19 protein-coding genes are annotated in these 23,855 nt (G+C 69.3%); 15 read left to right on the top strand and 4 right to left on the bottom strand.

Going from position 1 to position 23,855, the window contains the following annotated elements:
• Window positions 1-44: 44 nt before the first annotated feature.
• Genes ABGB10_RS02425 through ABGB10_RS02405 form a run of 5 tightly spaced genes read left to right on the top strand, consistent with a single transcriptional unit; the run spans window position 45 to window position 5,737 of the window.
• Window positions 45-998 carry a sugar ABC transporter permease gene (locus ABGB10_RS02425; protein ID WP_347659164.1) on the top strand — a complete coding sequence of 318 codons (954 nt, stop codon included), beginning with the start codon at window positions 45-47 and terminating at the stop codon, window positions 996-998.
• Window positions 995-1,825, top strand: coding sequence for a carbohydrate ABC transporter permease (locus ABGB10_RS02420; protein WP_347659163.1), 831 nt, complete (start codon window positions 995-997; stop codon window positions 1,823-1,825). The genes ABGB10_RS02425 and ABGB10_RS02420 overlap by 4 nt, the downstream gene beginning before the upstream one ends.
• 8 nt (window positions 1,826-1,833) lie before the next feature.
• Window positions 1,834-3,015 carry a mandelate racemase/muconate lactonizing enzyme family protein gene (locus ABGB10_RS02415; RefSeq protein WP_347659162.1) on the top strand — a complete coding sequence of 394 codons (1,182 nt, stop codon included), beginning with the start codon at window positions 1,834-1,836 and terminating at the stop codon, window positions 3,013-3,015.
• The gene (locus ABGB10_RS02410; RefSeq protein ID WP_347659161.1) at window positions 3,012-4,223 is read left to right on the top strand and encodes a fumarylacetoacetate hydrolase family protein; all 1,212 of its coding nucleotides are present in this window, start codon (window positions 3,012-3,014) and stop codon (window positions 4,221-4,223) included. Before ABGB10_RS02415 ends, ABGB10_RS02410 begins: the two co-directional genes overlap by 4 nt.
• Entirely contained in the window at window positions 4,220-5,737 is a 1,518-nt protein-coding gene (locus ABGB10_RS02405; protein ID WP_347659160.1) for an aldehyde dehydrogenase (NADP(+)), read from the top strand. The genes ABGB10_RS02410 and ABGB10_RS02405 overlap by 4 nt, the downstream gene beginning before the upstream one ends.
• A 404-nt stretch (window positions 5,738-6,141) precedes the next feature.
• On the opposite strand, the gene ABGB10_RS02400 is transcribed toward ABGB10_RS02405, so the two are convergent.
• Window positions 6,142-7,617 (bottom strand): alpha-N-arabinofuranosidase, encoded by a 1,476-nt coding sequence (locus ABGB10_RS02400; protein WP_347659159.1) that lies wholly within the window; start codon window positions 7,615-7,617, stop codon window positions 6,142-6,144.
• Between the two features lie 775 nt (window positions 7,618-8,392).
• Here ABGB10_RS02400 and ABGB10_RS02395 point away from each other — a divergent pair.
• From ABGB10_RS02395 to ABGB10_RS02370, 6 genes are all read left to right on the top strand, one after another.
• Window positions 8,393-9,409, top strand: a complete 1,017-nt coding sequence (locus tag ABGB10_RS02395; RefSeq protein WP_347659158.1) for a LacI family DNA-binding transcriptional regulator — start codon at window positions 8,393-8,395, stop codon at window positions 9,407-9,409.
• A gap of 85 nt (window positions 9,410-9,494) precedes the next feature.
• Window positions 9,495-11,669, top strand: a complete 2,175-nt coding sequence (locus ABGB10_RS02390) for an alpha/beta hydrolase-fold protein (RefSeq protein ID WP_347659157.1) — start codon at window positions 9,495-9,497, stop codon at window positions 11,667-11,669.
• 101 nt (window positions 11,670-11,770) lie between these two features.
• On the top strand, window positions 11,771-13,111 hold the full coding sequence (locus ABGB10_RS02385) for an extracellular solute-binding protein (protein WP_347659156.1): 1,341 nt from the start codon (window positions 11,771-11,773) through the stop codon (window positions 13,109-13,111).
• 76 nt (window positions 13,112-13,187) lie between these two features.
• Window positions 13,188-14,129 (top strand): sugar ABC transporter permease, encoded by a 942-nt coding sequence (locus ABGB10_RS02380; protein WP_347659155.1) that lies wholly within the window; start codon window positions 13,188-13,190, stop codon window positions 14,127-14,129.
• A complete protein-coding gene (locus ABGB10_RS02375; RefSeq protein WP_347659154.1) occupies window positions 14,129-15,013 on the top strand; it encodes a carbohydrate ABC transporter permease in 885 nt (294 codons plus the stop codon). Before ABGB10_RS02380 ends, ABGB10_RS02375 begins: the two co-directional genes overlap by 1 nt.
• Before the next feature lie 89 nt (window positions 15,014-15,102).
• Window positions 15,103-16,830 (top strand): IlvD/Edd family dehydratase, encoded by a 1,728-nt coding sequence (locus tag ABGB10_RS02370; protein WP_347659153.1) that lies wholly within the window; start codon window positions 15,103-15,105, stop codon window positions 16,828-16,830.
• Between the two features lie 94 nt (window positions 16,831-16,924).
• On the opposite strand, the gene ABGB10_RS02365 is transcribed toward ABGB10_RS02370, so the two are convergent.
• Together ABGB10_RS02365 and ABGB10_RS02360 are read right to left on the bottom strand one after the other, a co-directional pair.
• Complete coding sequence (locus ABGB10_RS02365; RefSeq protein WP_347659152.1) at window positions 16,925-17,704, bottom strand: ABC transporter permease; 780 nt, start codon at window positions 17,702-17,704, stop codon at window positions 16,925-16,927.
• Complete coding sequence (locus ABGB10_RS02360; RefSeq protein WP_347659151.1) at window positions 17,701-18,717, bottom strand: ABC transporter substrate-binding protein; 1,017 nt, start codon at window positions 18,715-18,717, stop codon at window positions 17,701-17,703. The genes ABGB10_RS02365 and ABGB10_RS02360 overlap by 4 nt, the downstream gene beginning before the upstream one ends.
• A 311-nt stretch (window positions 18,718-19,028) precedes the next feature.
• Here ABGB10_RS02360 and ABGB10_RS02355 point away from each other — a divergent pair, with 311 nt between their 5' ends.
• From ABGB10_RS02355 to ABGB10_RS02345, 3 genes are read left to right on the top strand one after another with little or no spacing between them, the layout of a single operon-like run.
• A complete protein-coding gene (locus ABGB10_RS02355; RefSeq protein ID WP_347659150.1) occupies window positions 19,029-19,964 on the top strand; it encodes a DUF6282 family protein in 936 nt (311 codons plus the stop codon).
• Entirely contained in the window at window positions 19,961-20,677 is a 717-nt protein-coding gene (locus ABGB10_RS02350; protein WP_347659149.1) for a PIG-L deacetylase family protein, read from the top strand. The genes ABGB10_RS02355 and ABGB10_RS02350 overlap by 4 nt, the downstream gene beginning before the upstream one ends.
• Window positions 20,674-21,333: a 4-carboxy-4-hydroxy-2-oxoadipate aldolase/oxaloacetate decarboxylase gene (locus tag ABGB10_RS02345; RefSeq protein ID WP_347659148.1), complete on the top strand. Its 660-nt coding sequence runs from the start codon at window positions 20,674-20,676 to the stop codon at window positions 21,331-21,333. The genes ABGB10_RS02350 and ABGB10_RS02345 overlap by 4 nt, the downstream gene beginning before the upstream one ends.
• 37 nt (window positions 21,334-21,370) lie before the next feature.
• Here the strand turns inward: ABGB10_RS02345 and ABGB10_RS02340 are convergent, their stop codons facing one another.
• Window positions 21,371-22,825, bottom strand: a complete 1,455-nt coding sequence (locus ABGB10_RS02340; RefSeq protein ID WP_347659147.1) for an alkaline phosphatase PhoX — start codon at window positions 22,823-22,825, stop codon at window positions 21,371-21,373.
• Between the two features lie 208 nt (window positions 22,826-23,033).
• On the opposite strand from ABGB10_RS02340, the gene ABGB10_RS02335 reads away from it, so the two are divergent.
• Window positions 23,034-23,762, top strand: coding sequence for an alpha/beta hydrolase (locus ABGB10_RS02335; RefSeq protein ID WP_347659146.1), 729 nt, complete (start codon window positions 23,034-23,036; stop codon window positions 23,760-23,762).
• Window positions 23,763-23,855: the final 93 nt, after the last annotated feature.

Genomic DNA, 23,855 nt, shown 5'->3' with positions numbered 1-23,855 from the left:
GGGCCGTGCGCCGGCAGCGTCCTTTCTCAGAAGGATCGAACCCGATGACTGTGGTCGAGCAGACCGGAGCACCGAAGACATCCCGCCGACCCGGGGCGCGGCGTGGACCCAGCCCTCTCGGCAGCAAGTGGACGCCGTACCTGTTCCTGGCACCCGCCGCGCTGTTCATATTCGTCTTCCAGGCGGTGCCCCTCGCCCAGGAGGTGTACCTCAGCTTCACCAGGACGAGGCTGCTCAACCCCACCCGCAGCGAGTGGGTCGGGCTGGACAACTTCAACCGGATCTTCGGTGACCCCGACTTCCACCGCACCCTGCTGATCACCTTCGTCTACGTCGTCGCCTGCGTCCTCGGCGCGATCGGCGCCGGGCTCGGCGTCGCGCTCCTGCTCAACAGGAACTTCCGGGGCCGTGGTGTGGCACGGGCGTTGGTGACCGTCCCCTGGGCCGCTCCGGGCATCGCCGTCGCGCTCATCGCCACCTGGATGCTCAACGCGCAGTACGGCATCGTGAACCGCTTCCTCGACGCGGTGGGCCTCGGCGTGCCCGGTGGCGCCATCCTGGACAGCCCGCGTTACGCGCTCCCGGCGGTGCTCGCGACGACCATCTGGCAGCTGTTCCCGTTCACCTCGGTGGTGCTGCTCTCCGCACTGCAGTCCGTGCCCCAGGAGCTCAACGAGGCCGCCAGCGTGGACGGCGCCGGGCGATGGGCGACCTTCCGCGCCGTCACCTGGCAGGTCATCAAGCCGACCGTGGGACTGCTGGCCCTGCTGATGACGATCTGGTCGCTACGGCGGTTCGAACTCATCTGGCTGATGACCAAGGGCGGGCCGGTGGGTGCCACCGAGACGCTCGTCATCGACCTCTACTCGCAGGCGTTCGACTCGAAGGAACTCGGATCGGCGGCGGCCATCGGGATGGTCGGCGTCGTCATCTCGCTCATCGTCATCATCGGCAGCCGACTGGTCGGGCGTGCTGTGGAGAAGGGGGACGTCCGATGAGGCGCTTCCGGTTCGGTGTCACCGCGCGGATCGTGGCCGTACTCGTCGTGCTGGGCATCGCGGTGTTTCCGCTGTACTGGATGTTCGTCACGGCCTTGTCCAGCAACAGCGACCTCTTCGCCGATCGGCCCCGGCTCACGCCGGACCTCGGCCAGTTCGGGGTGTTCGTCGACGCGCTGGCCGAGGGCAAGGCGGCCGGGTGGTTGCTCAACAGCCTGGTCATCGCCCTGGGGACGATGGTCCTCTCCGTCGGGCTGGGTATCCCGCTCGGTTACGCGCTGTCCCGGTTCTCGTTCTGGGGCAAGGCCGCGCTGACCGTCGTACTGCTGTTCACCCAGATGCTCCCCGAGGCGCTCATGGTCGTGCCACTGTTCGCGCTGTTCCGCCGCTTCGACCTGCTCGACTCGCTGACCGGCCTCGTCCTGGTGAACTCCGCCTTCGTCCTGCCGATCGTCGCGCTGATCCTCAAGGGCGCCATCGATGGCATCCCGAAGGAGTTGGAGGAAGCCGCGCGTGCCGACGGTGCCCGGCCCTTCACCACCCTGACCCGCATCAACGTCCCGCTCATCGCGCCGTCGATCGCGGCCACCGCGGTCATCGCCTTCTTCCACGCCTGGAACGAGTACGTGTTCGCGGTGACGTTCATCTTCAACCCGGACCTGCAGCCGGCGTCCGTCGGCATCGCGAACTTCATCGGCGAACTGGGTACACCGATCCAGACGGTGATGGCCGTCGCCTTCCTGTTCACGCTGCCCGCCGTCGCCTTCTATCTCCTGGTCCAGAAGTACGTGGTGTCCGGCATGACCGCCGGTGCGGTGAAGGGTTGAGCCGAAACATGAAGATCGTCTCCGTCGACACGGTGGTCGTCGACTTCTACCGCACGAATCTCGTCATCGTGCGCGTGCACACCGACGAGGGGATCCTCGGGCTCGGTGAGGCCACCCTGGAGGGTAAGGAGCGCGCCGTCCAGGGTGCCATCGCCGAGCTGGCCGAGGCGGTGGTGGGCCTGGACCCGACAAGCATCTCCAAGATCCTCTACGAGACCGCGCGGGACTGGTACTGGCGCGGCGGGCCGGTGATCATGACGGCGTTGAGCTCGCTGGAGATGGCCCTCTGGGACATCTCGGCGCGCGAGCTCGGCGTACCGGTCTCCCGGCTTCTCGGCGGTGCGACCCGGGACCGGGTCCGCGCGTACGCGAACGGTTGGTTCTCCGGCGCCGTCACCCCGGAGGACTACGCGGCGGCGGCGCGTCGGACCGTGGAGTCCGGCTTCCGGGGGCTCAAGTGGGACCCGTTCGAGAACTACGACCTCACCATCTCCACCCAGCAACTGGACCGGGTGCTCGCCCAGATCGACGCCGTCCGTTCCGCGGTGGGCCGTGACGTCGAGCTGTTCGTCGAGGGGCACGGTCGCTTCGACGTCCGCCACGCCATCAGGGTGGCGAAGGAGATCGCCCAGTTCGACCCGGTGTGGTTCGAGGAGCCCTGCCCACCGGACAACCTCGACGCGCTTGTCGACATCCGCCGCTCGTCGCCCGTGCCGATCGCGGCGGGGGAGCGGTGGTACGGCCGGCAGGGTTTCGCGCCGGCGTTGGCCCGCCAGGCGGTCGACTTCGTCCAACCCGATGTGACGCACGCCGGCGGGATCGCCGAGCTGGCCTTCATCTCGACGCTCGCCGCGACCAGCTACGTCGGGTTCGCGCCGCACAACCCCAGCGGTCCGCTCAGCACGGCCGCGACGCTGCAACTCGGGGCGACACTACCCAACTTCAGGTATCTGGAGATCATGGCGACGGACGTTCCCTGGCGGCCCGAGATCACCAACGAGCGGCTGGTGCTGACCGCCGAGGGCGACGTGCTGATCCCGACCGGGGTCGGACTGGGCATCGAGCTGGACCTCGCCGCGATCGAGCAGCATCCGTTCACACCGCACCCGCTGCGGATGTTCGAGGACGCCGTCTACGACATCCGCCCCCGGGACGAGCGGTCCTTCTTCAACCTGGAGAGCGGCTCATGACGGTGCCACGGCCCCGGGGGGCGGCCCCGGGCGCGGGGTGGTCCGGCACCGCCGCCGAGGCGCTGCCGAACGACGTCGACGCCAGCGTCCTCGTCGGTCGCATCTGGGATCCGTCCGTCGACGGCCCGACGCCGGTGGTCGTCCGCGACGGTGTCGTCATCGATGTCAGCCGTCGGTTCCCGACCGTCCGGGACATCTGCGAACTGCCCGATCCCGCCGCGGTGGTCGCCGGACTCGACGGGCCGCCGGTCGGCTACTTCGGGGAGATCCTGGCCAACACCGAGGCCGCGACCCGGGACCGTACCCGGCCGTGGTTGCTCGCGCCGGTCGACCTCCAGGTGCTCAAGGCCGCCGGGGTGACCTTCCCCATCTCGATGATCGAACGCGTCATCGAGGAACGGGCGCGGGGAGACCTGGCACTCGCGGCGGACATTCGTCACCGGATGCTCGCCGACGTGGGCGTCGACCTGCACAGCCTGGTGCCGGGCTCGGCGGAGGCGGACCGGCTCAAGAGCCTGCTGGTCGCCGAGGGCATGTGGAGTCAGTACCTGGAGGTGGGGATCGGCCCGGACGCCGAGATCTTCACCAAGGGGCAGGTCCTCTCCGCCGTCGGCACGGCCGTTCCGGTCGGAGTGCTCGCCGCGTCGACCTGGAACAATCCGGAACCCGAGGTCACGCTCATCGTCCAGTCCAGCGGGCGGATCGTCGGCGCCACCCTCGGCAACGACGTGAACCTGCGCGACGTGGAGGGTCGCTCGGCGCTGCTGCTTCCGCTGGCGAAGGACAACAACGCCTCGTGCGCCCTCGGTCCCCTGATCCGGCTCTTCGACGAGCGGTTCGGAATGGACCAGGTGCGTCAGCTCGAGGTCAGCCTGGAGGTCCGCGGCGTGGACGGCTTCCTGCTGGAGGCAGTCTCCGAGATGACGCGGATGTCGCGTGACCCGGAGGAGCTGGTACGGCAGTTGATCGGCCCGCACCACCACTATCCGGACGGTGCCGCCCTGATGCTCGGCACCATGTTCGCGCCGATCCAGGACCGCGACCGCCCCGGTGAGGGCTTCACCCACAAGGTCGACGACGTGGTGCGGATCGGCTGCCCGGCACTCGGCACCCTGGTCAACCGGGTGTGGCACGCGGAGGAGTGCGAGCCCTGGCACTTCGGCGTCCGCGATCTGATGGGCAATCTGGTGAGGAGAGGACTGCTGTGAACGTGGTCATCACGGTCGATCCACGCGACGGCCGGCGGCGTTCGACGGATCTCAGCGAGACGGACGAATCTCAGCTGGGAGCCATCGCCGACCGGGCGTCCCAGGCGGCGCAGTGGCTGTCCGGGCTGGGCAGACTCGGCCGGGCGGAGATGCTCGACCGCATCGCCGCCTCCCTGGAGTCTCGCCGCGCGGACCTGGTCGCCGCCGCGGAGGCGGAGACCGGGCTCAGCACCGCGCGGCTCGACCAGGAACTCACGCGGGCGGCACTCCAGTTCCGGATGTTCGGTGACGTGTTGCGCGACGGGGCGTACGTCGAGGCGGCCATCGACCACGCCGCCAACACACCCCTCGGGCCCGGTCCGGACCTGCGACGGATGCTCGTACCCCTCGGACCGGTCGCGGTCTTCGGGGCCAGCAACTTCCCGTTCGCCTTCTCGGTCGCCGGGGGCGACACCGCCTCCGCGCTCGCGGCGGGTTGTCCCACGGTCCTGAAGGCCCACCCGTCGCACCCGCTGACGTCGCACGCCTCCGCCGACGCGATCGAGTCGGCTATCCGCGACCTGGGTGGGCCCGACGGTGTGATCGGCATCGTGTACGGGGAACAGGCCGGACGGTCGCTGGTGCGGCACCCCGCGATCCGCGCGGCGGCCCTGACCGGTTCCGTCGGAGCCGCCCGTGCCATCCAGGCGGCCATCGACGAACGGCCCGACCCGATTCCGTTCTACGCCGAGCTGAGCAGCGTGAACCCGATCGTCGTCCTGCCCGGCGCGGCCGTGGACCGTAGCGACCGGATCGCCGAAGGGCTGTTCACCTCCTTCACGGCCTCGGGCGGTCAGCTGTGCACCAAGCCCGGCCTCGCGTTCGTCCCGTCCGACCCGGCTGGCGACCAGCTCGTCGACGCGCTGCGGGAGCGGGTCGCCGCGGCGGGGGGCGCGGTCCTGCTCAACGAGCGCATCCGGGACGCCTACGAGAACCAGGCGGCGGCGTTCGAACGAGCCGGCGCTCGGGTATCGGCGCGATCCCAGGTCGATCCCGGCGAGGGCTTCACGGTCGCGCCGACACTGCTGGAGGTCAGCCTGTCGGGCCTGACGGCCGAGATCGCCGACGAGTGCTTCGGGCCGCTGCTGATCGTGGTCCGGTATCGCGACGTCACCGAACTCGACGCCGCTCTGGTGACCGTTCCACCGTCGCTGACCGGCGCCGTCCACCGTGGACCGACGGACCAGACCGAGGTGGTACGCCGGCTGGTCGACGTGCTCGCGGCCCGCGCCGGTCGCATCGTCTTCGACGGTTACCCCACCGGTGTCCGGGTGTCCTGGGCCCAGCACCACGGCGGACCCTGGCCGTCGACGAACGCCGTACACACCTCGGTGGGCGCCACGGCGATCCGGCGATTCCTGCGCCCGCTGGCGTGGCAGGACGCCCCGGAGTGGATCCTGCCCGAGGAGCTTCGAGACGAGTACGCCGCCATTCCCCGCCGGGTGGACGGGAGGCTGGAATCGAAGGGGGAATAGTCGCGACGTAGGTCGCAGCCGCATGTTTTCTGGTGGCGCCAGGCCGGCCGGCGAGCAGTTCCGCGAATTGAGCCCGAATGGATTCGCGCGCCGGTCGTCCTGGTGCTGCCGGAACGTGCCCTCAATTGTCGTCGTTCCGCCCGGCAAAAGGCGTCGTTGACCGTCATCGCATTTCATGGTTCTGTTCTGGACAGGGGCCGGAATGTTAACGCTCGCACGGTGAACTGGACGCTCCGGTGGTCGCCCGGTACCAGGGCGACAAGCTCTTCAACGGTTCCCACAGCTCCCCTGTCGACGCCCGGTAATCCCGGGCTCGACGGCGAACTCCCTGTGGTGGGGAAGCCCCGGCCGCGTACCCCCTGGTGAACCCAGGGTGTGCGCGGCCGGGGTGGTTCGTCAGCCGATCACGGGGTCACGTCGGTGGCCCGAAGCCGCAGCATGGTCCAGGACGCGGGCGGGAGGGTCAGCTGGACGCTGGTGTCGGCGCTGTGTGCCGTGCCGTTGGGGCGCGGCTCGGCGTGGTCCGGACCATCGGCCGTGTTCTTCGCGTGCAGGTCGGTGCCGCCGACGGTGACGCACTCGATGATGCCGGCCAGCCGAGCGCCGGTGACGTCGACGGTCACCTCGGCCGGGGTGGTGACGACGCGGTTGACGAGGAAGACGGTCATCTCCCCGGTGCTGTCGTCCCAGGTGGAGACCGCGTCGACCGCGTCGATCTCGCCGAAGCGGTCGGTGGACGTCGTGCCGCCGTCGCGGAGCACGTCGAGCACGGCTCCCCGGGCGTGCCGGGCGGTCCGGGCGAAGGGGTGGAAGATGGTCTGCCGCCAGGCCGGCCCGCCCGGCTCGGTCATGATCGGTGCGATCACGTTGACCAGTTGGGCCTGGCAGGCCGCGGTCACCCGGTCGCTGTGCCGAAGCAGGCTGATCAGCAGACCCCCGACGACGACCGCGTCGGCCACGCTGTAGTGGTCCTCCAGCAGGGGCGGGGCGATCGGCCAGTCCTCGCCGCTCGGCGGGGTGGACGGAGCGGCGGACTGGTACCAGACGTTCCACTCGTCGAACGCGATCATGATCTTCTTGGTCGACCTGCGGATCGCCCCGACGGAGTCGGCGATGGCGGTGACCGCGTCGATGTAGCGGTCCATCTCCTCGGCGGAGGCGAGGAAGCTGGGCAGGTCGTCGTCGACCGGCTGGTAGTAGGCGTGCAACGAGATCAGGTCGACGTCGTCGTACGCCTCGGTGAGCACGTCACGTTCCCAACTGCCGAACGTCGGCATGCCGAGGTGCGACGAGCCGCAGGCGACGAGTTCGAGGTCGGGATCGAAGCGGCGCATTGCCTTCGCGGTCTGCGACGCGAGGCGCCCGTACTCGGTCGCGCTCCGCTGGCCGACCTGCCACGGGCCGTCCATCTCGTTGCCGAGGCACCACAGCTTGATCCCGTACGGGTCGGCCGCGCCGTTGTCGCGACGCCGGTCGGCGAGGTGACTGCCGCCGCGGTGATTGGCGTACTCGAGCAGGTCGACGGCGTCGGCGGTGCCGCGGGTGCCGAGGTTGACCGCCATGATCGGGTCGACGTCCGCCTTGTCGACCCAGCGCATGAACTCGTCCAGCCCGAACTGGTTGGTCTCCAGGCTGTGCCAGGCGAGGTCCAACCTCGCGGGTCGTTGGTCGACCGGGCCGACGCCGTCCTCCCACCGGTAGGAGGAGACGAAGTTGCCGCCCGGATAGCGGACCGTGGTGACGCCCAACTCCCGGACCAGCGCGAGAACGTCGCGCCGGAAGCCGTCCGGGTCGGCCGTCGGATGCCCCGGCTCGTAGAGGCCGGTGTAGACACAACGACCCAGGTGCTCCACGAAGGAGCCGAAGAGCCGGCGCGGCACCGGCGCGACGCGGCGGCGCGGGTCGAGGCTCAGGCGGTAGGGGAGTGGACTGTTCGTGCCGGCCGGGTGCTCCGGCGCTCCGTCGAGCTGGGTGTTCAGGGCTGGCTCCCTTCGTGCGAGGTCCCGCCGCCGACGTGGACGTCGCGACGGGGCCCGGGGGTGGTGGGTCGATGCGAGCTCTGGACAACATGATGATCGCCGATTACGTTCTTGATCTATGTAAACGTTACCGATCACGTTTACGTAAGGGAATCCGATGCCCATGATCAATGTCTGTGCCAGCAGCCCGTCCCGCGTCGCCCCGGTGTGGGTCGAGTGTCTCGTGTCCCTTCAGGCAGGACGATCGCCAATGTCGAAGGTCCTCAGGGGTGCGGCCGAGGTTCGCGGCCTGCCCGACTGAGTCGGCGACGCGGGGAAGTGCGCCAGGTGGGTCCCGATGCACGTCCGGCGGCGGGGTGGACGGACGAGTCGTCGGGTCGGCGCATTGCGCGCCATGCCCACTCCACCGCCGGCGGGGAATGGTTGTTGGCGGACGGTGGCGTCTCGATGCCAACGGGTCGAACCACGGTCGCCGACCATGTTGTCGTCCGTCACCGACAGCAATCGTTGTTAGCGTGCCCACGGTGATGACAAAGGACGAACCATGACCGTACGGCCGTCCTGGTAGGACGGTTGACGCGGGGGTGAAGAGGTCTTGTGTTCGTAATACTTGTCCGTTACGTTGGCAACACCCTGGAAACGTAACCGATAACGATTGCAGTCCAGAGGGAGCGGCATGACCGAGGTCAATGCGCCCGTGACAATGAGTGATGTCGCTCGGGTCGCCGGTGTTTCCACCGCGACCGTCTCGCGGGTGGTCAACGGGCACTACGGCGTCAGCGCCAACACCGTGGCCCACGTCCGTTCGACCATCGAGCAACTCGGCTACGAGTCGAGCCTGGTCGCCACGAGCCTCCGGCGCAGCCGCACCAACGTCCTCGGTCTCGTGACCCACAGCTTCCAGTCGTACACGGCGGAGGTGCTCAAGGGAGCGATGAAGGCGTTGAGCCGCTCGGGCTTCGACCTGATCATCTACGCCAACAGTGACCTCTACGGGTCGTACTCGGAGGGCTGGGAGCGGCGGCATCTGACCCGCCTGTCGGGCACCCTGACCGACGGCTGCATCGTGGTGACGCCCTGGGGTGAGGTGCAGAGCCGCACGCCCGTGGTGGCCATCGACCCGGCTAGGGGCTCGACCGGGCCCTCGGTGATGGCCGACAACCTCGCGGGCGCCACCACCGCCGTCGAGCATCTGCTCGCCCTGGGCCACCGGCGCATCGGGTTCATCGCGGGTCGTTCCAGCCTGGAGGCGGCCTGGTCCCGCGAGGAGGGCTACCGCGCTGCGCTGACCGACGCCGGCGTCCCGGTCGACCCGACGTTGATCGGCCGAGGGGACTTCAACCCAGAGTCGGCGGTGCCGTTGGCGCGCGCACTCCTGCAACGGGCCGACCGTCCGACGGCGATCTTCGCGGCCAGCGACGGGATGGCCCTCAAGGTCCTGGAGGTCGCCAGGGAGCTGGGAATTGACGTCCCCGCAGACCTGTCCGTCGTCGGGTTCGACAACATTCCGGAGTCGGCGTCGACCGCCCCGGGTCTGACCACCGTGGACCAGTCGATGTACCAGCTGGGATACGAAGCCGCGCGGATGCTGAAGTCACTGGTGACCGGCGATTGGGAGGGGCCGCGCCGGATGGTGCTTCCGACCAGCCTCGTGGTCCGCAGCTCGACCGCGCCACCGAAGAACACGGGATGACCGTGCAGAACCACGGCCAGATCCACCAGTGAATCGAGCCGGTCAGTCGGGTCGCATCCGCTGCCGGCGCAGAGAGGAGTGGAGCGTGACAACCGAACCGTACCATGGGCGCTTACGCCGACTGGGCGGGCGTCGGCTCGCGGCGGTCTTCACCGCCGGAGTCATCGCCGCCGCGGCGGTCCTGCTCACACCGCAACCGGCGGCGGCCGATACCCCGTGGCTGACCGTCTCCCCAGATCGCTACGCCTCCTTCACCGTCCCGGCCGCCTACGTCCAGGAGCACCTGGGCACGGTGTCGCAGGTCGTGGTGGAGGGCAACTTCGGTCCGTCCTCGGCCACGGCGGAGTTCGGACTGACCCGCCGTGGCGACGTGTGGTCCGGTGTTCTCGGCGCGCTCGAGCCCGGGCTGTACCACTACCAGTTCACCGCCGACGACACCAAGAGCATCAAGGATCCGACGAACGACACCAGTGTGGCGTCCGACCCGCTGCTGAGCACCTTCCTCGTCACCGGCGACTCGGCACGGTGGCTGGTCGACGCGCCACCCGGCACCGGCGGTGCGGTCGCCACGCTCACCTACCGGACCAAGGACGGGCAGCGGTCGGCCCTGGTCTGGACACCACCGGGTTACCCGGCCAAGGGTCCGAAGGGTTACCCGGCGCTCTACCTGCAGTCGGGTGACGGTGTGGCCGCCACCGACTGGCTCGATCTCGGGCGGACCAAGCAGAGTCTCGACAACCTCTCCGCCGCCGGCGCCATGCGGCCGATGGTGGTCGTGATCAGCGCCGGCTCGGGTGACAAGGAGCTGAAGGACCTGCGCAGGGCGGTCGCCGACCGGTACCGGGTCCTTCGCGATCCGGCACACCAGGCGATCGCCGGAGTGTCCGACGGCGCGACGTTGGCGGTGAAGGCGGCGCTGGCCAAGCCGGGTCAGTTCGGCTACGTCGGCTGGTTCTCGGGTCGGTCGGTCCCGGATGTCGACCGGAAGGACGCCAGGACGGTCAACCGCACCGTCAAGGTGCTGCGTCTCTACACGGGCAACGTGACCGATCCGGCGTACAACGCCACCTTCCGGCTGGCGAAGGCGTTGGGTCGGGCCGACGTCAGGTTCGAGTCCGACGGGGTCAACCCGGACGGCGGCGCGAACTGGGACACCTGGCAGGAGAACCTCGTCGACTTCGTGCCGCGGCTGTTCCGGCACGTGTCGGACCACGGGCCGAGCCCCGGTCACGGCCAGTTGAAGCGGGAGTTCAACCCGCCGCCGGCAGGCACCACCCCGACGCCCTTCGTCAGCGAGGACGGGTTCGTCACCTTCGAGACCACCACCGACTTCGCGGACGCCCAGCACGTCACGGTGTGGGCGAACATCGCGCCGGGCGGTAGCTGGCTGCGCGTGCCGCTGGCTCGCGACGGTGACCGGTGGCGAGCGACAGTGGGGCCCCTCGACCCCTGGTTCTACTACTACCGGCTGATCGTCGACCGTGTTCCGTTCAAGGACACCTCGAACCCGACGAAGGTGACCACCGAACCGATGTGGAGCACCTTCTTCATCCCGGGGCCGGGTGCCCGCCTGCTGTCGGACGTCCCCGCCGGCCAGGGCGGGAAGGTCGAGAGCATGACCTATGCCAGCACCGTGGCAGGCCAGGACCGCACGGCGCTGGTGTGGACCCCACCCGGGTACGACCCGGGCCGGGCCGAGCCCTACCCCGTCCTCTACCTCCAGCACGGCGGGGGCCAGAACTACACGGACTGGGTCGAGATGGGACGTGCCAAGCAGATCCTCGACCACCAGTTCCTCGACGGTGACCTGGTGCCCATGGTGGTCGTGATGGGCAACGGCAACTCGTCCAACTTCAACCGGGAGTTGCTGGAGAACATCGTCCCCACGGCCCGTGCCCGCTACCACATCTCCAGCGAGTCGTCGCAGCAGGCGCTCGCCGGCCTGTCGATGGGCGGCGGGCAGGCGTTCGGGGTGCTGCGGGCGTACCCCGGCGAGTTCGCCTACGTCGCGGCGTTCTCGGCCGGGTTCGGCAGCGGCACCGGCGTCGACGTGGAGGCGATCAACAGCGGGACGAAGATGCTGCGCCTGTACGTCGGTGACCAGACCGACTTCGTGTACCCGAGCTTCATGGCGTCCCTGACCACGCTGGACAACCTCGGTATCCGCTACGAGTTCGACGGGGTGACCCCCGGGCCGCACGGCTGGGACGTGTGGCAGAAGAACCTCATCGACCTGGCGCCGCGACTGTTCAAGCGCTAGGAGCCGTTCCAGGCGACGCCACCGGGTGCAGGTCTCCTGCCCCGGTGGCCCCGCCAGCGCACGGATGCCTCCGCACCGCCACCCCGAAGGGAACCACCTCAATGAAGAGAAGACGGATTCTCGCCACGGTCGCCATGCTCGCGGTCGGTACCGGCCTCGTCGCCTGCTCCTCCGACGAGGGCGGAAACGACGCGAGCAACTGCACGAACACCATCACGAAGAAGGACCTGCCGGTCGTGACGATGTGGGGTTGGTACCCCAACACCCAACTCGTCGTCGACAACTTCAACAAGCTGAACAACGAGGTGCAGGTCTGCTGGACCAACGTCGGGCAGGGCGGCGACGAGTACGACAAGTTCCAGACGGCGATCTCGGCGGGCACCGGCGCGCCTGACGTGATCATGGTCGAGGCGGACCGGATCCCGACCTTCCAGATCCAGGGCGCGCTCGTCGACATCAGGAAGTACGGCTTCGACGCGGTCAAGGCCAACTACAGCGAGGGCGCCTGGAAGGACGTGTCGGTCGGTGACGCGGTCTACGGCGTTCCCGTCGACGGTGGCCCGATGGGCATGATCTACCGGAAGGACATCTTCGACAAGTACAAGATCACTCCACCGAAGACCTGGGCCGAGTACGAGCAGGCCGCGCAGAAGATGAAGGACGCCGGGGGTCCGCTCTTCGGGGACCTCGGCGCGAACGTCCCGGCGGTCCTGATGGCCCTGCAGATCCAGAAGGGCGCCGCGCCCTTCACCTTCGATCCGGCGCAGCCGAAGTCGATCGGCGTGAAGCTCAACGACCAGGCGTCCAAGGACGTGCTGGACTACTGGGGTGGCCTCGCCAAGAAGGGCCTGGTCGGCACGCAGGACCAGTTCACCCCGGAGTACATCTCCGGCGTGATCAACGGCAACTACGCGACGTACATCTCGGCGGCGTGGGCGCCCGGCTACCTCACCGGCGCGGGCGTCGGCAAGGGTCAGGACACCGGCAAGTTCGCGGTGGCGCCGCTGCCGCAGTGGGACGAGGCCAACCCGGTGCAGGTGAACTGGGGCGGGTCGGCGTTCTCGGTGACCAAGCAGGCCAAGAAGCCGGAGCTGGCGGCGAAGGTCGCCTACGGGCTCTACGCCGACAAGGAGTCGCTCACCGACGGCTGGACCAACCAGATCATCTTCCCGCTGAACCTCACGGCGCTCAAGGATCCCGCGTTCATCGACCTGAAGGTGGCGTTCTTCGACGGCCAGCAGGCGAACAAGGAGGTCTACGTCCCCGCCGCCGACGCCTACAAGGGCGTCGCGTACGCCCCGTTCGGCCAGTACTACCTCGACGCCATGACGAAGCAGGTCAGCGAGGTCATCAAGGGGTCCATCACCGGATCTCAGGCTGCCGACCGGCTCCAGGAGGACGTGGCGAAGTACGCCAAGGAACAAGGCTTCACCGTTCAGTGACCGGAGGGGTGGGCCGCGCCGTCACCGAACGGGCGGCCCACCCTCGACCCTCGGCGTCCACGTCCCGGAGACCAAGATGACACTCCTGACCGAGAAGCGCGCACCGCGTGCCCGTAACGAGACGCGCAAGATCCGTGGCAAGGTGCACCTCCGCGAGCACCTGATGGGGTGGCTCTTCGTCGGGCCATTCGGGGTCGTCTTCCTGGCGTTCCTCATCGCGCCGCTGGCGTACGCGCTGTATCTCAGTCTCTTCCAGAAGAAGCTGATCGGCGGCACCAGCTTCGTCCTCTTCGACAACTACGTGAAGGCGTTCACCGACCCGAGCTTCCTGTCCGGGGCGTGGTTCGTCATCCGCTTCTCGCTGGTCTCCATCCCGATCCAGATCGTCCTCGCGCTCGCGATGGCGCTCATCCTGGACGCGGTGACCACGCTGTTCGCGCGCTTCTCCCGCCTCATGATCTTCCTCCCGTACGCGATTCCGACAGTCATCGGAGCCGTGATGTGGGGGTTCCTCTACAGCAAGGGCTTCGGCCCACTCACCGACATCTTCGGGCTGTTCGGTGCCACCGCACCGGACTTCCTGGGCAGTGACCTGATCTTCTACGGCCTGCTCAACGTCGTCACCTGGCAGTGGGCCGGCTACTACATGATCATCCTGTACGCGGCGCTGCAGGGCGTCGACCCCACGCTCTACGAGGCCGCCCGGATGGACGGCGCCGGGCGATGGCAGATCGCGACCCGGATCAAGATCCCGCTGATCGCGCCCGCGCTGATCCTGATTCTGGTCTTCTCGCTCATCGGCACCCTGCAGTTCTTCAACGAACCGCAGATCCTGCGGTACCTCGCCGCGGGCACGATCGGGGCGGACTTCACCCCCAACATGTACGCGTACCAGCAGGCGTTCTCGCTGGCCAACTTCAACTACGGGTCGGCGATCTCGTTCGCCCTCGGCGGCATCGTCTTCATCTGCGTGTACGTCTTCCTGTTCTTCACCCGCAAGCGGAGGAGCTTCCTCTGATGGCCGACCCCACGAGCGTCCGCGCAGGCTCCCGCCGGCCGCAGCGCTATCTCCCTCTGCAGATCCTCCTCGGCTTCCTGGTGATCTATTTCCTCGTGCCGTTCTGGTGGGTCATCGTCAACAGCTCCAAGGACGCGCCGGGCCTGTTCGGCGGCGGCAACACCCTGTGGTTCACCGACCAGGTCGACTATCTCGGCAACCTCAGGCAGCTCTTCACCTACGACGGGGGCATCTACCTGCGGTGGATCCTCAACTCCACGCTGTACGCCATCGCCGGCGGCATCGGCGCCACGATCCTGGCGGTGATGGCCGGCTACGGCTTCGCCAAGTACCGCTTCGCCGCCCGGCGCTTCAGCTTCGCCGTCGTGCTCGGCGCGTTGATGGTCCCCGCCACCGCGCTGGTCATCCCGACCTTCATCATGTTCTCCCGGCTCGGCCTGACGAACACGGTCTGGGCGGTGATCCTCCCGTCGCTGCTCAATCCGTTCGGCGTCTACCTGATGCACGTGTACGCGCGCGACGCGGTGCCGGACGAACTCCTGGACGCGGCCCGGGTCGACGGCGCGGGAGAGGTGCGCACGTTTGTCCAGATCGCCCTCCCGATGATGCGCCCCGCGGTGGTCACCGTGCTGCTGCTGTCCGCCGTGGCGTCCTGGAACAACTACTTCCTTCCCCTGGCGATGCTCTCCGACAACCGGCTCTTCCCGGTCACCGTCGGCCTCGGCCTCTGGCAGGGGATCGCGTCGGCGAACAACGCGGGAGGCACCTCACTGTGGAGCCTCATCATCCTGGGCTCGCTCGTGTCCGTGATTCCGCTGATCATCGCGTTCTTCAGCCTGCAACGACACTGGCGCGGCGGACTGTCCGTCGGAGGCCTCCGCTAGGCCGCGCAGGTGTCACCAGCCAGTTCACCACCCGCTAGAGGATCGCCGCGTACCCCCGCGGCGCGAACGGATGACAGAGAGGTGTGCTGATGTCGACGACGAATCGACCGCTGCGCAGCGGGCAGTGGTTCGGTGCCGAGGGCCGCAACGGTTTCATCCATCGGTCCTGGATGCGCAACCAGGGGTTCGCCGACGACGTCTTCGACGGTCGCCCGGTGATCGGCATCGCCACCACCTGGTCGGAGTTGACCCCCTGCAACGCCCACCTTCGGGACTTGGCCGAGTCGGTGAAGCGGGGCGTGTGGGAGAGCGGTGGCCTTCCCCTGGAGTTCCCGGCGATGAGCCTGGGCGAGCCTCTCATGCGCCCCACCACCATGCTCTACCGCAACCTGCTGGCCATGGAGTTGGAGGAGTCGGTCCGGGCCAACCCGCTCGACGGGGTCATCCTGCTCTCCGGCTGTGACAAGACCACCCCCGGCCTGCTGATGGGAGCGGCGAGCGTCGACCTGCCGACCCTGATGCTGACCGGTGGCCCGATGTTGAACGGCAAGTTCCGGGGCCAGGACATCGGCTCGGGCACCGTCGTCTGGCGCTTCACCGAGGAGATGCGGGCGGGCCGGATGAGCGCGGCCGACTGCGCGGAGGCCGAGGTCGGCATGTCCCGCAGCCGGGGGCACTGCATGACCATGGGGACCGCCTCCACGATGGCCTGCGTGACCGAGGCGCTGGGCGTGCAGCTCCCGGGGGCCGCCGCCGTGCCCGCGGTCGACTCCCGGCGGTACGCGCTCGCCCACGCCGCCGGACGCCGGATCGTCGCCATGGTCGAGCAGGACCAACGGTTGTCCACGGTGCTCACCAGGCAGGCGTTCGAGAACGCGGTCCGGGTCAACGCCGCGATCGGCGGTTCGACGAACGCCGTCGTACACCTGCTCGCGGTTGCCGGACGCCTCGGTGTCCCGCTGTCGCTGGAGGACTTCGACGCCCTCACCGCCGACGTACCCATGCTGGTCAACCTCATGCCGTCCGGGGCGTACCTCATGGAGGACTTCGCCTACGCGGGCGGCGTCCCGGCCGTGATGGCGGAGATCGCCCCGCTGCTGCACATGGACCATGTCACCGTCAGCGGGAAGAGCGTGGCCGACAACGTCGCCGGCGCCCAGTGCTGGAACCGGGACGTCATCGCCACCATGGCGGAGCCGTTCCAACCCGCCGGCTCGGGCACCGTGGTGCTGCGCGGATCGCTCGCGCCGTCCGGGGCCGTGCTGAAGGTCTCCGCGGCCTCCGCGCACCTCCTTACGCACACCGGGCCGGCGCTGGTCTTCGACCGGATCGAGGAGTACGTCGTCGCCGCCGACGATCCGGACCTCGACGTCACCCCCGACACGGTGATCGTGGTCCGGAACGCCGGGCCACGGGGGTACCCCGGTTTCCCCGAGGTGGGCAACGTGCCCATGCCACGACGGCTGCTCGCCGACGGCATCACGGACATGGTGCGGATCTCCGACGCCCGGATGAGTGGCACCGGGTACGGCACCTGCGTCCTGCACGTGGCCCCGGAGGCGTCGGTGGGCGGCCCGCTCGCGTTGGTGCGCACCGGCGACCTGGTCCGCGTCGACGTGGTGACGCGATCCCTGGACCTGCTGGTCGACGACGCGGAACTCGCCCAACGTCGCGCCGCCTGGCAGCCACCACCGCCGGTCGCCGACCGGGGATGGGTACGGCTGTACAGCGAGCACGTCCTGCAGGCCGACCAGGGTGCGGACCTGGACTTCCTCGTCGGTGGCAGCGGCAGCGACGTGCCCCGGCACTCGCACTGACTACGACGCCAGGGGAGCCGATCGCGGGGGAGGGGGGGTTGCTCGCGGGCGCGAGTTCGCGCGGAGGGCCCAGCAGCCGACGGAGGTTTCCACTTCAGGAGGTGATCGCCCGCGCCCACGGCACGAGGAGGCGTTCGAGGCCGGCCATCAGGTAGAAGAGCAGCGCGCCCATGAGCGCGAGCAGGATCAGCGCCGCGAACGCGAGCGGGGTGTCGGCGGACTGGCCGGAGCTTGCGATCACCGCGCCGAGCCCGGCCTGCGGGTTGATCACTTCGCCGATGATCGCGCCGATGATGGCGAGTGAGGTCGCCACCTTCAGACCGACGAAGATCTGCGGCAGGGCCCACGGAAGTCGGACCTTGAGGAAGGTCTGCCACCACGAGGCGGAGAGGGAGCGGGCCAGCTCACCGAGGTCGTTCGGTGTCGAGGTCAGGCCCGCCATGGTCGAGATCAGGATCGGAAAGAAGCAGAGCAGCACCACCATCACGATCTTGGCCTCATAACCGAAGCCGATCCAGACCAGGAGCAGCGGTGCGAGCGCCACCTTCGGCACCGCGTTGATGCCGGCGATCATCGGTAGGACCATCCGCTCGACGGTCCGCGACGCGGCGAGCAGGACAGCGAGCAGGAGCCCGCCCACCGCCGCGATCCCGAACCCGATGATCGTCTCCAGGAAGGTGATCCAGGTCTGCTGGGCCAGGTGGCCGGGGAGCCGCAGGAACGCGTCGACCACGTCCGGGGGCGCCGGCAGGAAGAACGGTTCGATGTCGAAGGCCCAGGTGGAGAGCCACCAGAGCCCGGTCGCGAGCACCGCGCCCAGGGCCGGCAGCCCGAGGGTGTGCCAGCCTCGTTGTGCCCGGGAGTCGCCGGTCACGACTTCTTGACGAAGGCCGGGTCCACGACGGCGGCCGGTGCCAGGCCCGACGGAATCAGGTTGGCGCGTTCGAGGACGGCGATGGTCTGGGCCACCCGCGACTCGTCCATGAACCCGATCGGGGCTCCGTCGGCGGGACGGACGTGCGGGGTCATCGCCTCGATCTCGCCCTTGCCCGCCGCCACCGTGTAGGTGGGCTTCGCCTTGTTGAGGATCGTCGCTGCCTCGTCCGGGTGCTCGATGCTGTACGCCAGGCCCTTGAGTGCGGCCTTGGTGAACCGCTGCACGAGGTCGGGGTCCTCGCTGATGAGCGACGGGGTGGTGATGATCGCGTTGCCGAACAGGTCCGGTAGGTAGTCGCTGTAGGGCAGGACGACGACGTCCTTCCGGGCGGCCGTCTGCAGGGCGCCGCGGCTGAGCAGGAACGTGCCCAGTGCGTCGACCCGCCGGCTCGCCATGAGCCCGTTGAGGGCGGTGGGTTGCACGCCCTCGATCTTCACCGTCGCCGGATCGAGCCCGGCCAGCCGCGCGTACGCCGGGAAGAGCAGCTCCGTCACGGAGCCGGTGCCGGTCGCGATCGTCTTGCCCCGGAGGTCCTTCGGGGTGGTGATGTTGGTGTCCTTGGTGGTCATCACCGAGATCAGTGTCTGCTGGTGCACGGCGGCGATCGCCCGCCAGTCGGTGAACTCGCCCTTGCCCGCCTGGATCACGGCACCGGTGAAGTCGAGAGCCCCGAACTGGACCTGCCCCGACTTGAGCGCCGTCAGGTTCTGCTGGTTGCCGGCGCCCTCCTTGATGTCGACCTCGATGCCGACCTCGGCGAAGTAGCCCTTCTCCTTGGCCACCCACGCGAAGGCGTCCCGGCCCACCGCGCCGAACGCGGTGATGTAGGCGACCTTGTCGATTTCACCGCCGGGTGGGTCGCCGCCGCTGTCACCGGTGTCGCCGCAGCCACCGACCGCGAGAGCCACGGTCAGCCAGGCCGCCACGAGCGTGTAGAAGCGCTTACCCATGCGGTGCCTCCAGCTTTCGGGCTCGCGAGGCTTGGCCCAACCCTGTCGGCGGGAATCGGCGGGACGACGCGAGGCCGGTATCGATAGACGATTTTAGATCAGACGGGCCGTGTTCGTCAGTCCCGTCGCCCGGCAAAGGGATTGCCGGGCAACGGATTCGTCGACTCCACAGTGGAGGGCTATCGTGCTTGCACCTTGAAATAGCCATGAGCACCGATATGCTGGCGCTCGGCGGTTCCCGGCTCGTGACCGCCGCGCACTCGTCCGAGTGCACCCGTACGACCCCCGCTCTCAGGGCACAGAGGAGCGCGATGCCTGACCCTCTGGTTCCCTCCGACCGCGCCCGTGCCGTGGTCCGCGGCGCCTATGACACGCACGTGCACGTGGCCCCCGACGTGATGGCCCGGCGCATCGACGACGTCGACCTGGCGCACCGCTGCGCCGAGGTCGGGCTCGCCGGTTTCGTCCTCAAGTCCCACTACGTGGCGACGGCCGAGCGGGCAGCGGTGGTCCGCAAGGTGGTGCCCGAGGTCGACGTCCTCGGTGCCATCACCCTCAACGGCGCGATGGGCGGCATCAACCCGGTCGCGGTCGAGGTCGCCGCGCGCCAGGGTGCCCGGATCGTCTGGATGCCGACGGTGGACTCCGGAAACCAGCGGCGCAGCACCGCCACCGATCTGCCAGGTGCCACACCGGCGATGTGGGGAGCCTTCCAATCCGACCTGCACAGCCAGGGCATCGTGCCGGACCCGGTCGAGGTCGTCGACGCCGAGGGGCGGGTCCTCGACCGCGTACGCCAGGTGCTGCGGGTGATCGCCCGACACGACATCACGCTCGCCACCGGGCACCTGAGCGGCGCCGAGATCGCCGCCGTGGTCCGGGCCGCGGGGGAGGAGGGGGTACGCCGGACCGTGGTCACCCATCCCGAGTTCACCTCGCAGCGACTGACGCCCGCGCGCCAGCGCGAGCTGGCCGAGGCGGGCGCCCTGTTGGAACGCTGCTTCACGACCCCGCACTCGGGCAAGGTCGACTGGGCGGACCTGTTCGCCACCATCAGGTCGGTAGGTGTCGCGTACTCCGTCCTCTCCAGCGACCTGGGGCAACCGTTCAACCCGCCGGTGGAAGACGGTCTGGCGCTCTTCGCCGACCGTCTGTTCGACGCCGGCTTCACCGAAGAGGAGATCCACGTCATGGCGGTGGTCAATTCGCGCCGTCTGGTGACGCCGGCCGAAGCGGCGCCGGCATGAGCGGGCGGCGGATGCTGGTGGTGGGCGCCCACTCGGCCGACTTCGTCTGGCGGGCCGCCGGAGCCATCGCCACGCACACACGGGCCGGCGGCGAGGCCGTCGTGTTGGCGCTCTCCTACGGCGAGCGGGGCGAGTCCGGCGAGCTGTGGAAGGACCCGCAGCAGACGGTGGAGAACGTCAAACGACTGCGGCACGCCGAGGCGGAGCGGTCCGCCGCCGCGGTCGGCGCCCGGTTCGAGGCGTTCGACCTGGGTGACTACCCGCTTCGGATCCGGGACGAGGACATCGACCGGCTGGCGACGCTGATGCGCGAGTACGCGCCGCACGTGGTGCTCACCCACCCCGAGCGCGACCCGTTCAATCCGGACCACCCGGCGACGCACGCCGCGGTGGCGACCGCCCGGCAGCTCACCGCGGGCGCCGGCGTCTCCAGCGGCTTCCGAACCGTCCTGCCCTCGGAGTTCCTGGCCTTCGAACCACACCAGCCTGAACTCTGCGGGTTCGTCCCCACCGTGTTCGTCGACATCACCGAGGCGATGCCGGCCAAGCGGGAGGCGATGGCGGCGATGGCGGCGCAGGGCTACCTGCGCGAGTACTACACCCAGCGCGCCGACCATCGTGGCAACCACGCCCGCCGGGTGACCGGTAACGCGGCCATCCGGCAGGCGGAGGCGTTCCAACGGTTGATCCCGAACGTCGTGGTGGCGCTGTGAACTCCGCCCGCGACGCGGCGGACGTCGACCCCGCGGTGATCGGGACGCTGACCACGGCCGGGGTGGCCACGGTCTACGAGGCCGCCGGCCGACGTGGCCTGATCGACGTGCACCTCGTGCAGGTGGTGCCGGGTTCCCGGGTCGCCGGTGCCGCCCGGACCGTCGTCTGCGGCCAGGGTGACAACCGGGCCGTGCACGAGGCCATGACGCTCGTCCGCCCCGGCGAGGTGCTCGTGCTCACCATGCCCGAGCCGGCCCCCGTCGCGCTGATCGGCGAGCTGCTGGCCACGCAGGCCAAGGTCGCCGGCGCGGCCGGCGTCCTGGTCGACGCCGCGGTGCGGGACGTGGACGAACTCCGGGCGCTCGGACTGCCGGTCTGGGCCCGCTGGTGTCGGGTGCGCGGAGCGACCAAACGCGAGCGGGGTTCGCTCGACGTGCCGGTGCCGGTGGGCGGTGCGACAGTCGAGTCGGGGGACATCGTGGTGCTCGACGCCGACGGGGCCGTTGTGGTGCAGCGGACGAGCGCGGACGCCGTGGCCGCTGCGACGAGGAGCCGGATGGCCAAGGAGACCGGATTGCGGGCCCGGTTGGAGGCTGGCGAGTTCAGTTACGACCTGCACGGGATGCGTGCGGAGGACGAGCCCGGCGGGCGGTAGGACCGGGCGGACCGCCCGACCCCGCCGCCCGACCCGTTCAGCCCAGGTACTTCTCCCACGGGCCGGTGATGGCCAGCGTGAGGCCCGGGTCCTGCATGTTGACGAAGAGCACCCTGCCGTCGGCGCTGAAGGTCGGCCCGCAGAACTCCGAGTCGTTGAGCATGTTGCGGGCGATCGCGTACGTCGGGCCGCCCGGGATCGTGCTGAGCACGTGGGACGCGCCGCTGCCGTCCTCGGCGAGGACCAGGCTTCCCCACGGGGTGACGGTCACGTTGTCCGGGCCGTCGAAGGTGATGTCGGTGTACTTGACCGGCGTCCCCTCCTCGGAGGCGGTCTGGTGCGGGAAGTACGTCACCAGCTGGATGGTCTGGTCCTTGAAGTTGTAGAACCAGACCATGCCGTCGTGCGGCGCCGCGTCGGACGGCAGGTCACCCTCGTCCCAGGCGTAGGAGTTGACCACGTACACGCCCTCGTTGGTGCCCCACACACCCTCGAACTTGCGTCCGCGGGTGACCTGACCGTCGGTGAACTGCTCGCGCACGGGCTTGTGCCGCGCGTCGCGGTCCGGCACCTCGATCCACCGGACGGGGAAGGGCCGGCCCAGCTGGGCGGAGGTCAGGTAGGCGACGTCCGGCAGCACCGAACCGTCGTCCATGATGATCTGCATCGCGGCGAGGACGCCCGCGTTCGGCGCGAGGCGGGTCAGCACACCGGGGCCGACCTTGACGCCGCGCGGCGCCGACCAGCGGTAGAAGAGCCCGTTCGGCTCGTCGGCGTCCTCGGACAGGTAGATGTTGGTGCGGTCCTTGTCGATCGCCAGGGCCTCGTGGGAGTAGCGGCCCAGGCACTTGATCGGCCGCGGGTCCGCGCTGCCGTCGGCCCAGACCTCGAAGACGTAGCCGTGGTCCTTCTGGTAGGTGCCGGTCCGGCCGCCCTCTTCCCACTCGTCGCCGGCGCGGTCCTCGGTCTCCTCGCAGGTCAGCCAGGTCCCCCAGGGGGTCGGGCCGCCCGCGCAGTTGGAGATGGTGCCGGAGAGGGCGACGAACTCTCCCAGGTTCCGGCCCGCACCGTCGGTCTTGATCACGGTGCAACCGCCGGCGTCGACGGCGCCCGGGTCGTAGACCGTCCCCTTCACGTGCGGTACCCCGAACTCGGCCCCCGGGTCGATCTCGTGGTTCTGGATCAGGGTGTAACGCCCGTGGCCGGCGTCGTAGACGGCCATGCCGTCGTGGTCGGCCGGGGTCATGCCCTGACCGCGGTCCAGCCGGGTGACGCCGGTCCTGGTGACCACCGTGTAGCTGAAGCCCTTGGGCAGGGCGAGGATGCCCTTGGGGTCGTCCACGAGCGGCGGGAACGGCACGTGGCCGGACTTGACCGGCGGGTGCGGCCGGCCCGGGCTGGCCTGCGCAAGGGACGGCAGGCCGCCCGCGACGGCAAGGCCCACACCGGCGGCGGCGCCACCGGCGAGGAAGGTACGACGAGAGGAAGGCACGTGGATCAGCTCCTGGTCAGGACAAGGGCGACGAGTCGGAGCCAACCCGTGCGGACGAACAGCAACACGTCGTCGACGGGATCGATCGGTGACATCGGGGTGAAGAAACAGGGCCACCCGCGACGCGACGTTTCCCGGGCGCACGGTGGGTAATCAGCCGCGCCCACCCAGTCCGTACGGGGTGCACACCCCTCAGGCGAAGGAGCCGATGGCCGTGTCAGATCAGAACATCACCGTTGTCCTCGTTCACGGAGCGTTCGCCGAATCGGCGAGTTGGAACGGTGTGATCGAGCGGCTCGGTGCTGGCTACTCCGTGGTGGCCGCCGCCAACCCGCTCCGCAGCGTCGCCGGAGACGCCGCCTACGTCCAGGACGTGGTGCGGGGGGTCGGCGGACCGGTCCTGCTCGTCGGCCACTCGTACGGCGGCATGGTCATCACCGAGGCGGGAGCCGACGAACCGATGGTGCGCGGCCTGGTCTACGTCAACGCGTTCGCCCCGGAGACGGGTGAGTCGGCGATAGCGCTGTCCGGCAAGTTTCCCGGCAGCACGCTCGCCGACACGCTGGTCTCCTACCCGGTGGCGAGCGGTGGAAACGAGGTGGCCATCGCGCAGGACGCCTTCCACAAACAGTTCGTCGCGGACGTCTCCGAGGACACGGCGGCGTTGATGGCCCGGACGCAGCGGCCGATCACCGAGCAGGCGCTCGGCGGGGGACTCGCGACATCGTCGCCGCCGTGGAAGTCGTTGCCCAGCTGGTTCGTCTTCGGCGACGCGGACCGCAACATCCCGGTCGCCGCCCACCGCTTCATGGCCGAACGCGCCGGTGCCCGGGGCACCCGCGAGGTCGCCGGCGCCTCCCACGCGATGTCGATGTCCCAGCCCGGCGAGGTCGCCGAGTCCATCATCGAGGCGGTGCGGGGCGTCGGGGCTGGATAGCACCGGCGTGACCGGTTCGCGCACACCGGGCAGGGCGGCGCGCGAACCCACCGATCATCTCGACGTACGGCCCCAGCCGCCGGTTCCCGGCGC

It is taken from the genome of Micromonospora sp. B9E7 (assembly GCF_039871815.1).
Lineage (GTDB): Bacteria > Actinomycetota > Actinomycetes > Mycobacteriales > Micromonosporaceae > Micromonospora.
Note: the sequence above shows the minus strand (reverse complement) of the source record. Positions and strands in the feature narration are given on the sequence as shown.

Coding starts and splice junctions, on each gene's coding strand:
- ABGB10_RS02360 (WP_347659151.1), bottom strand. CDS start 18,717: ATGGGTAAGCGCTTCTACACGCTCGTGGCGGCCTGGCTGACCGTGGCT.
- ABGB10_RS02375 (WP_347659154.1), top strand. CDS start 14,129: ATGGCCGACCCCACGAGCGTCCGCGCAGGCTCCCGCCGGCCGCAGCGC.
- ABGB10_RS02415 (WP_347659162.1), top strand. CDS start 1,834: ATGAAGATCGTCTCCGTCGACACGGTGGTCGTCGACTTCTACCGCACG.
- ABGB10_RS02335 (WP_347659146.1), top strand. CDS start 23,034: ATGGCCGTGTCAGATCAGAACATCACCGTTGTCCTCGTTCACGGAGCG.
- ABGB10_RS02395 (WP_347659158.1), top strand. CDS start 8,393: ATGACCGAGGTCAATGCGCCCGTGACAATGAGTGATGTCGCTCGGGTC.
- ABGB10_RS02420 (WP_347659163.1), top strand. CDS start 995: ATGAGGCGCTTCCGGTTCGGTGTCACCGCGCGGATCGTGGCCGTACTC.
- ABGB10_RS02370 (WP_347659153.1), top strand. CDS start 15,103: ATGTCGACGACGAATCGACCGCTGCGCAGCGGGCAGTGGTTCGGTGCC.
- ABGB10_RS02380 (WP_347659155.1), top strand. CDS start 13,188: ATGACACTCCTGACCGAGAAGCGCGCACCGCGTGCCCGTAACGAGACG.
- ABGB10_RS02385 (WP_347659156.1), top strand. CDS start 11,771: ATGAAGAGAAGACGGATTCTCGCCACGGTCGCCATGCTCGCGGTCGGT.
- ABGB10_RS02425 (WP_347659164.1), top strand. CDS start 45: ATGACTGTGGTCGAGCAGACCGGAGCACCGAAGACATCCCGCCGACCC.
- ABGB10_RS02350 (WP_347659149.1), top strand. CDS start 19,961: ATGAGCGGGCGGCGGATGCTGGTGGTGGGCGCCCACTCGGCCGACTTC.
- ABGB10_RS02355 (WP_347659150.1), top strand. CDS start 19,029: ATGCCTGACCCTCTGGTTCCCTCCGACCGCGCCCGTGCCGTGGTCCGC.
- ABGB10_RS02410 (WP_347659161.1), top strand. CDS start 3,012: ATGACGGTGCCACGGCCCCGGGGGGCGGCCCCGGGCGCGGGGTGGTCC.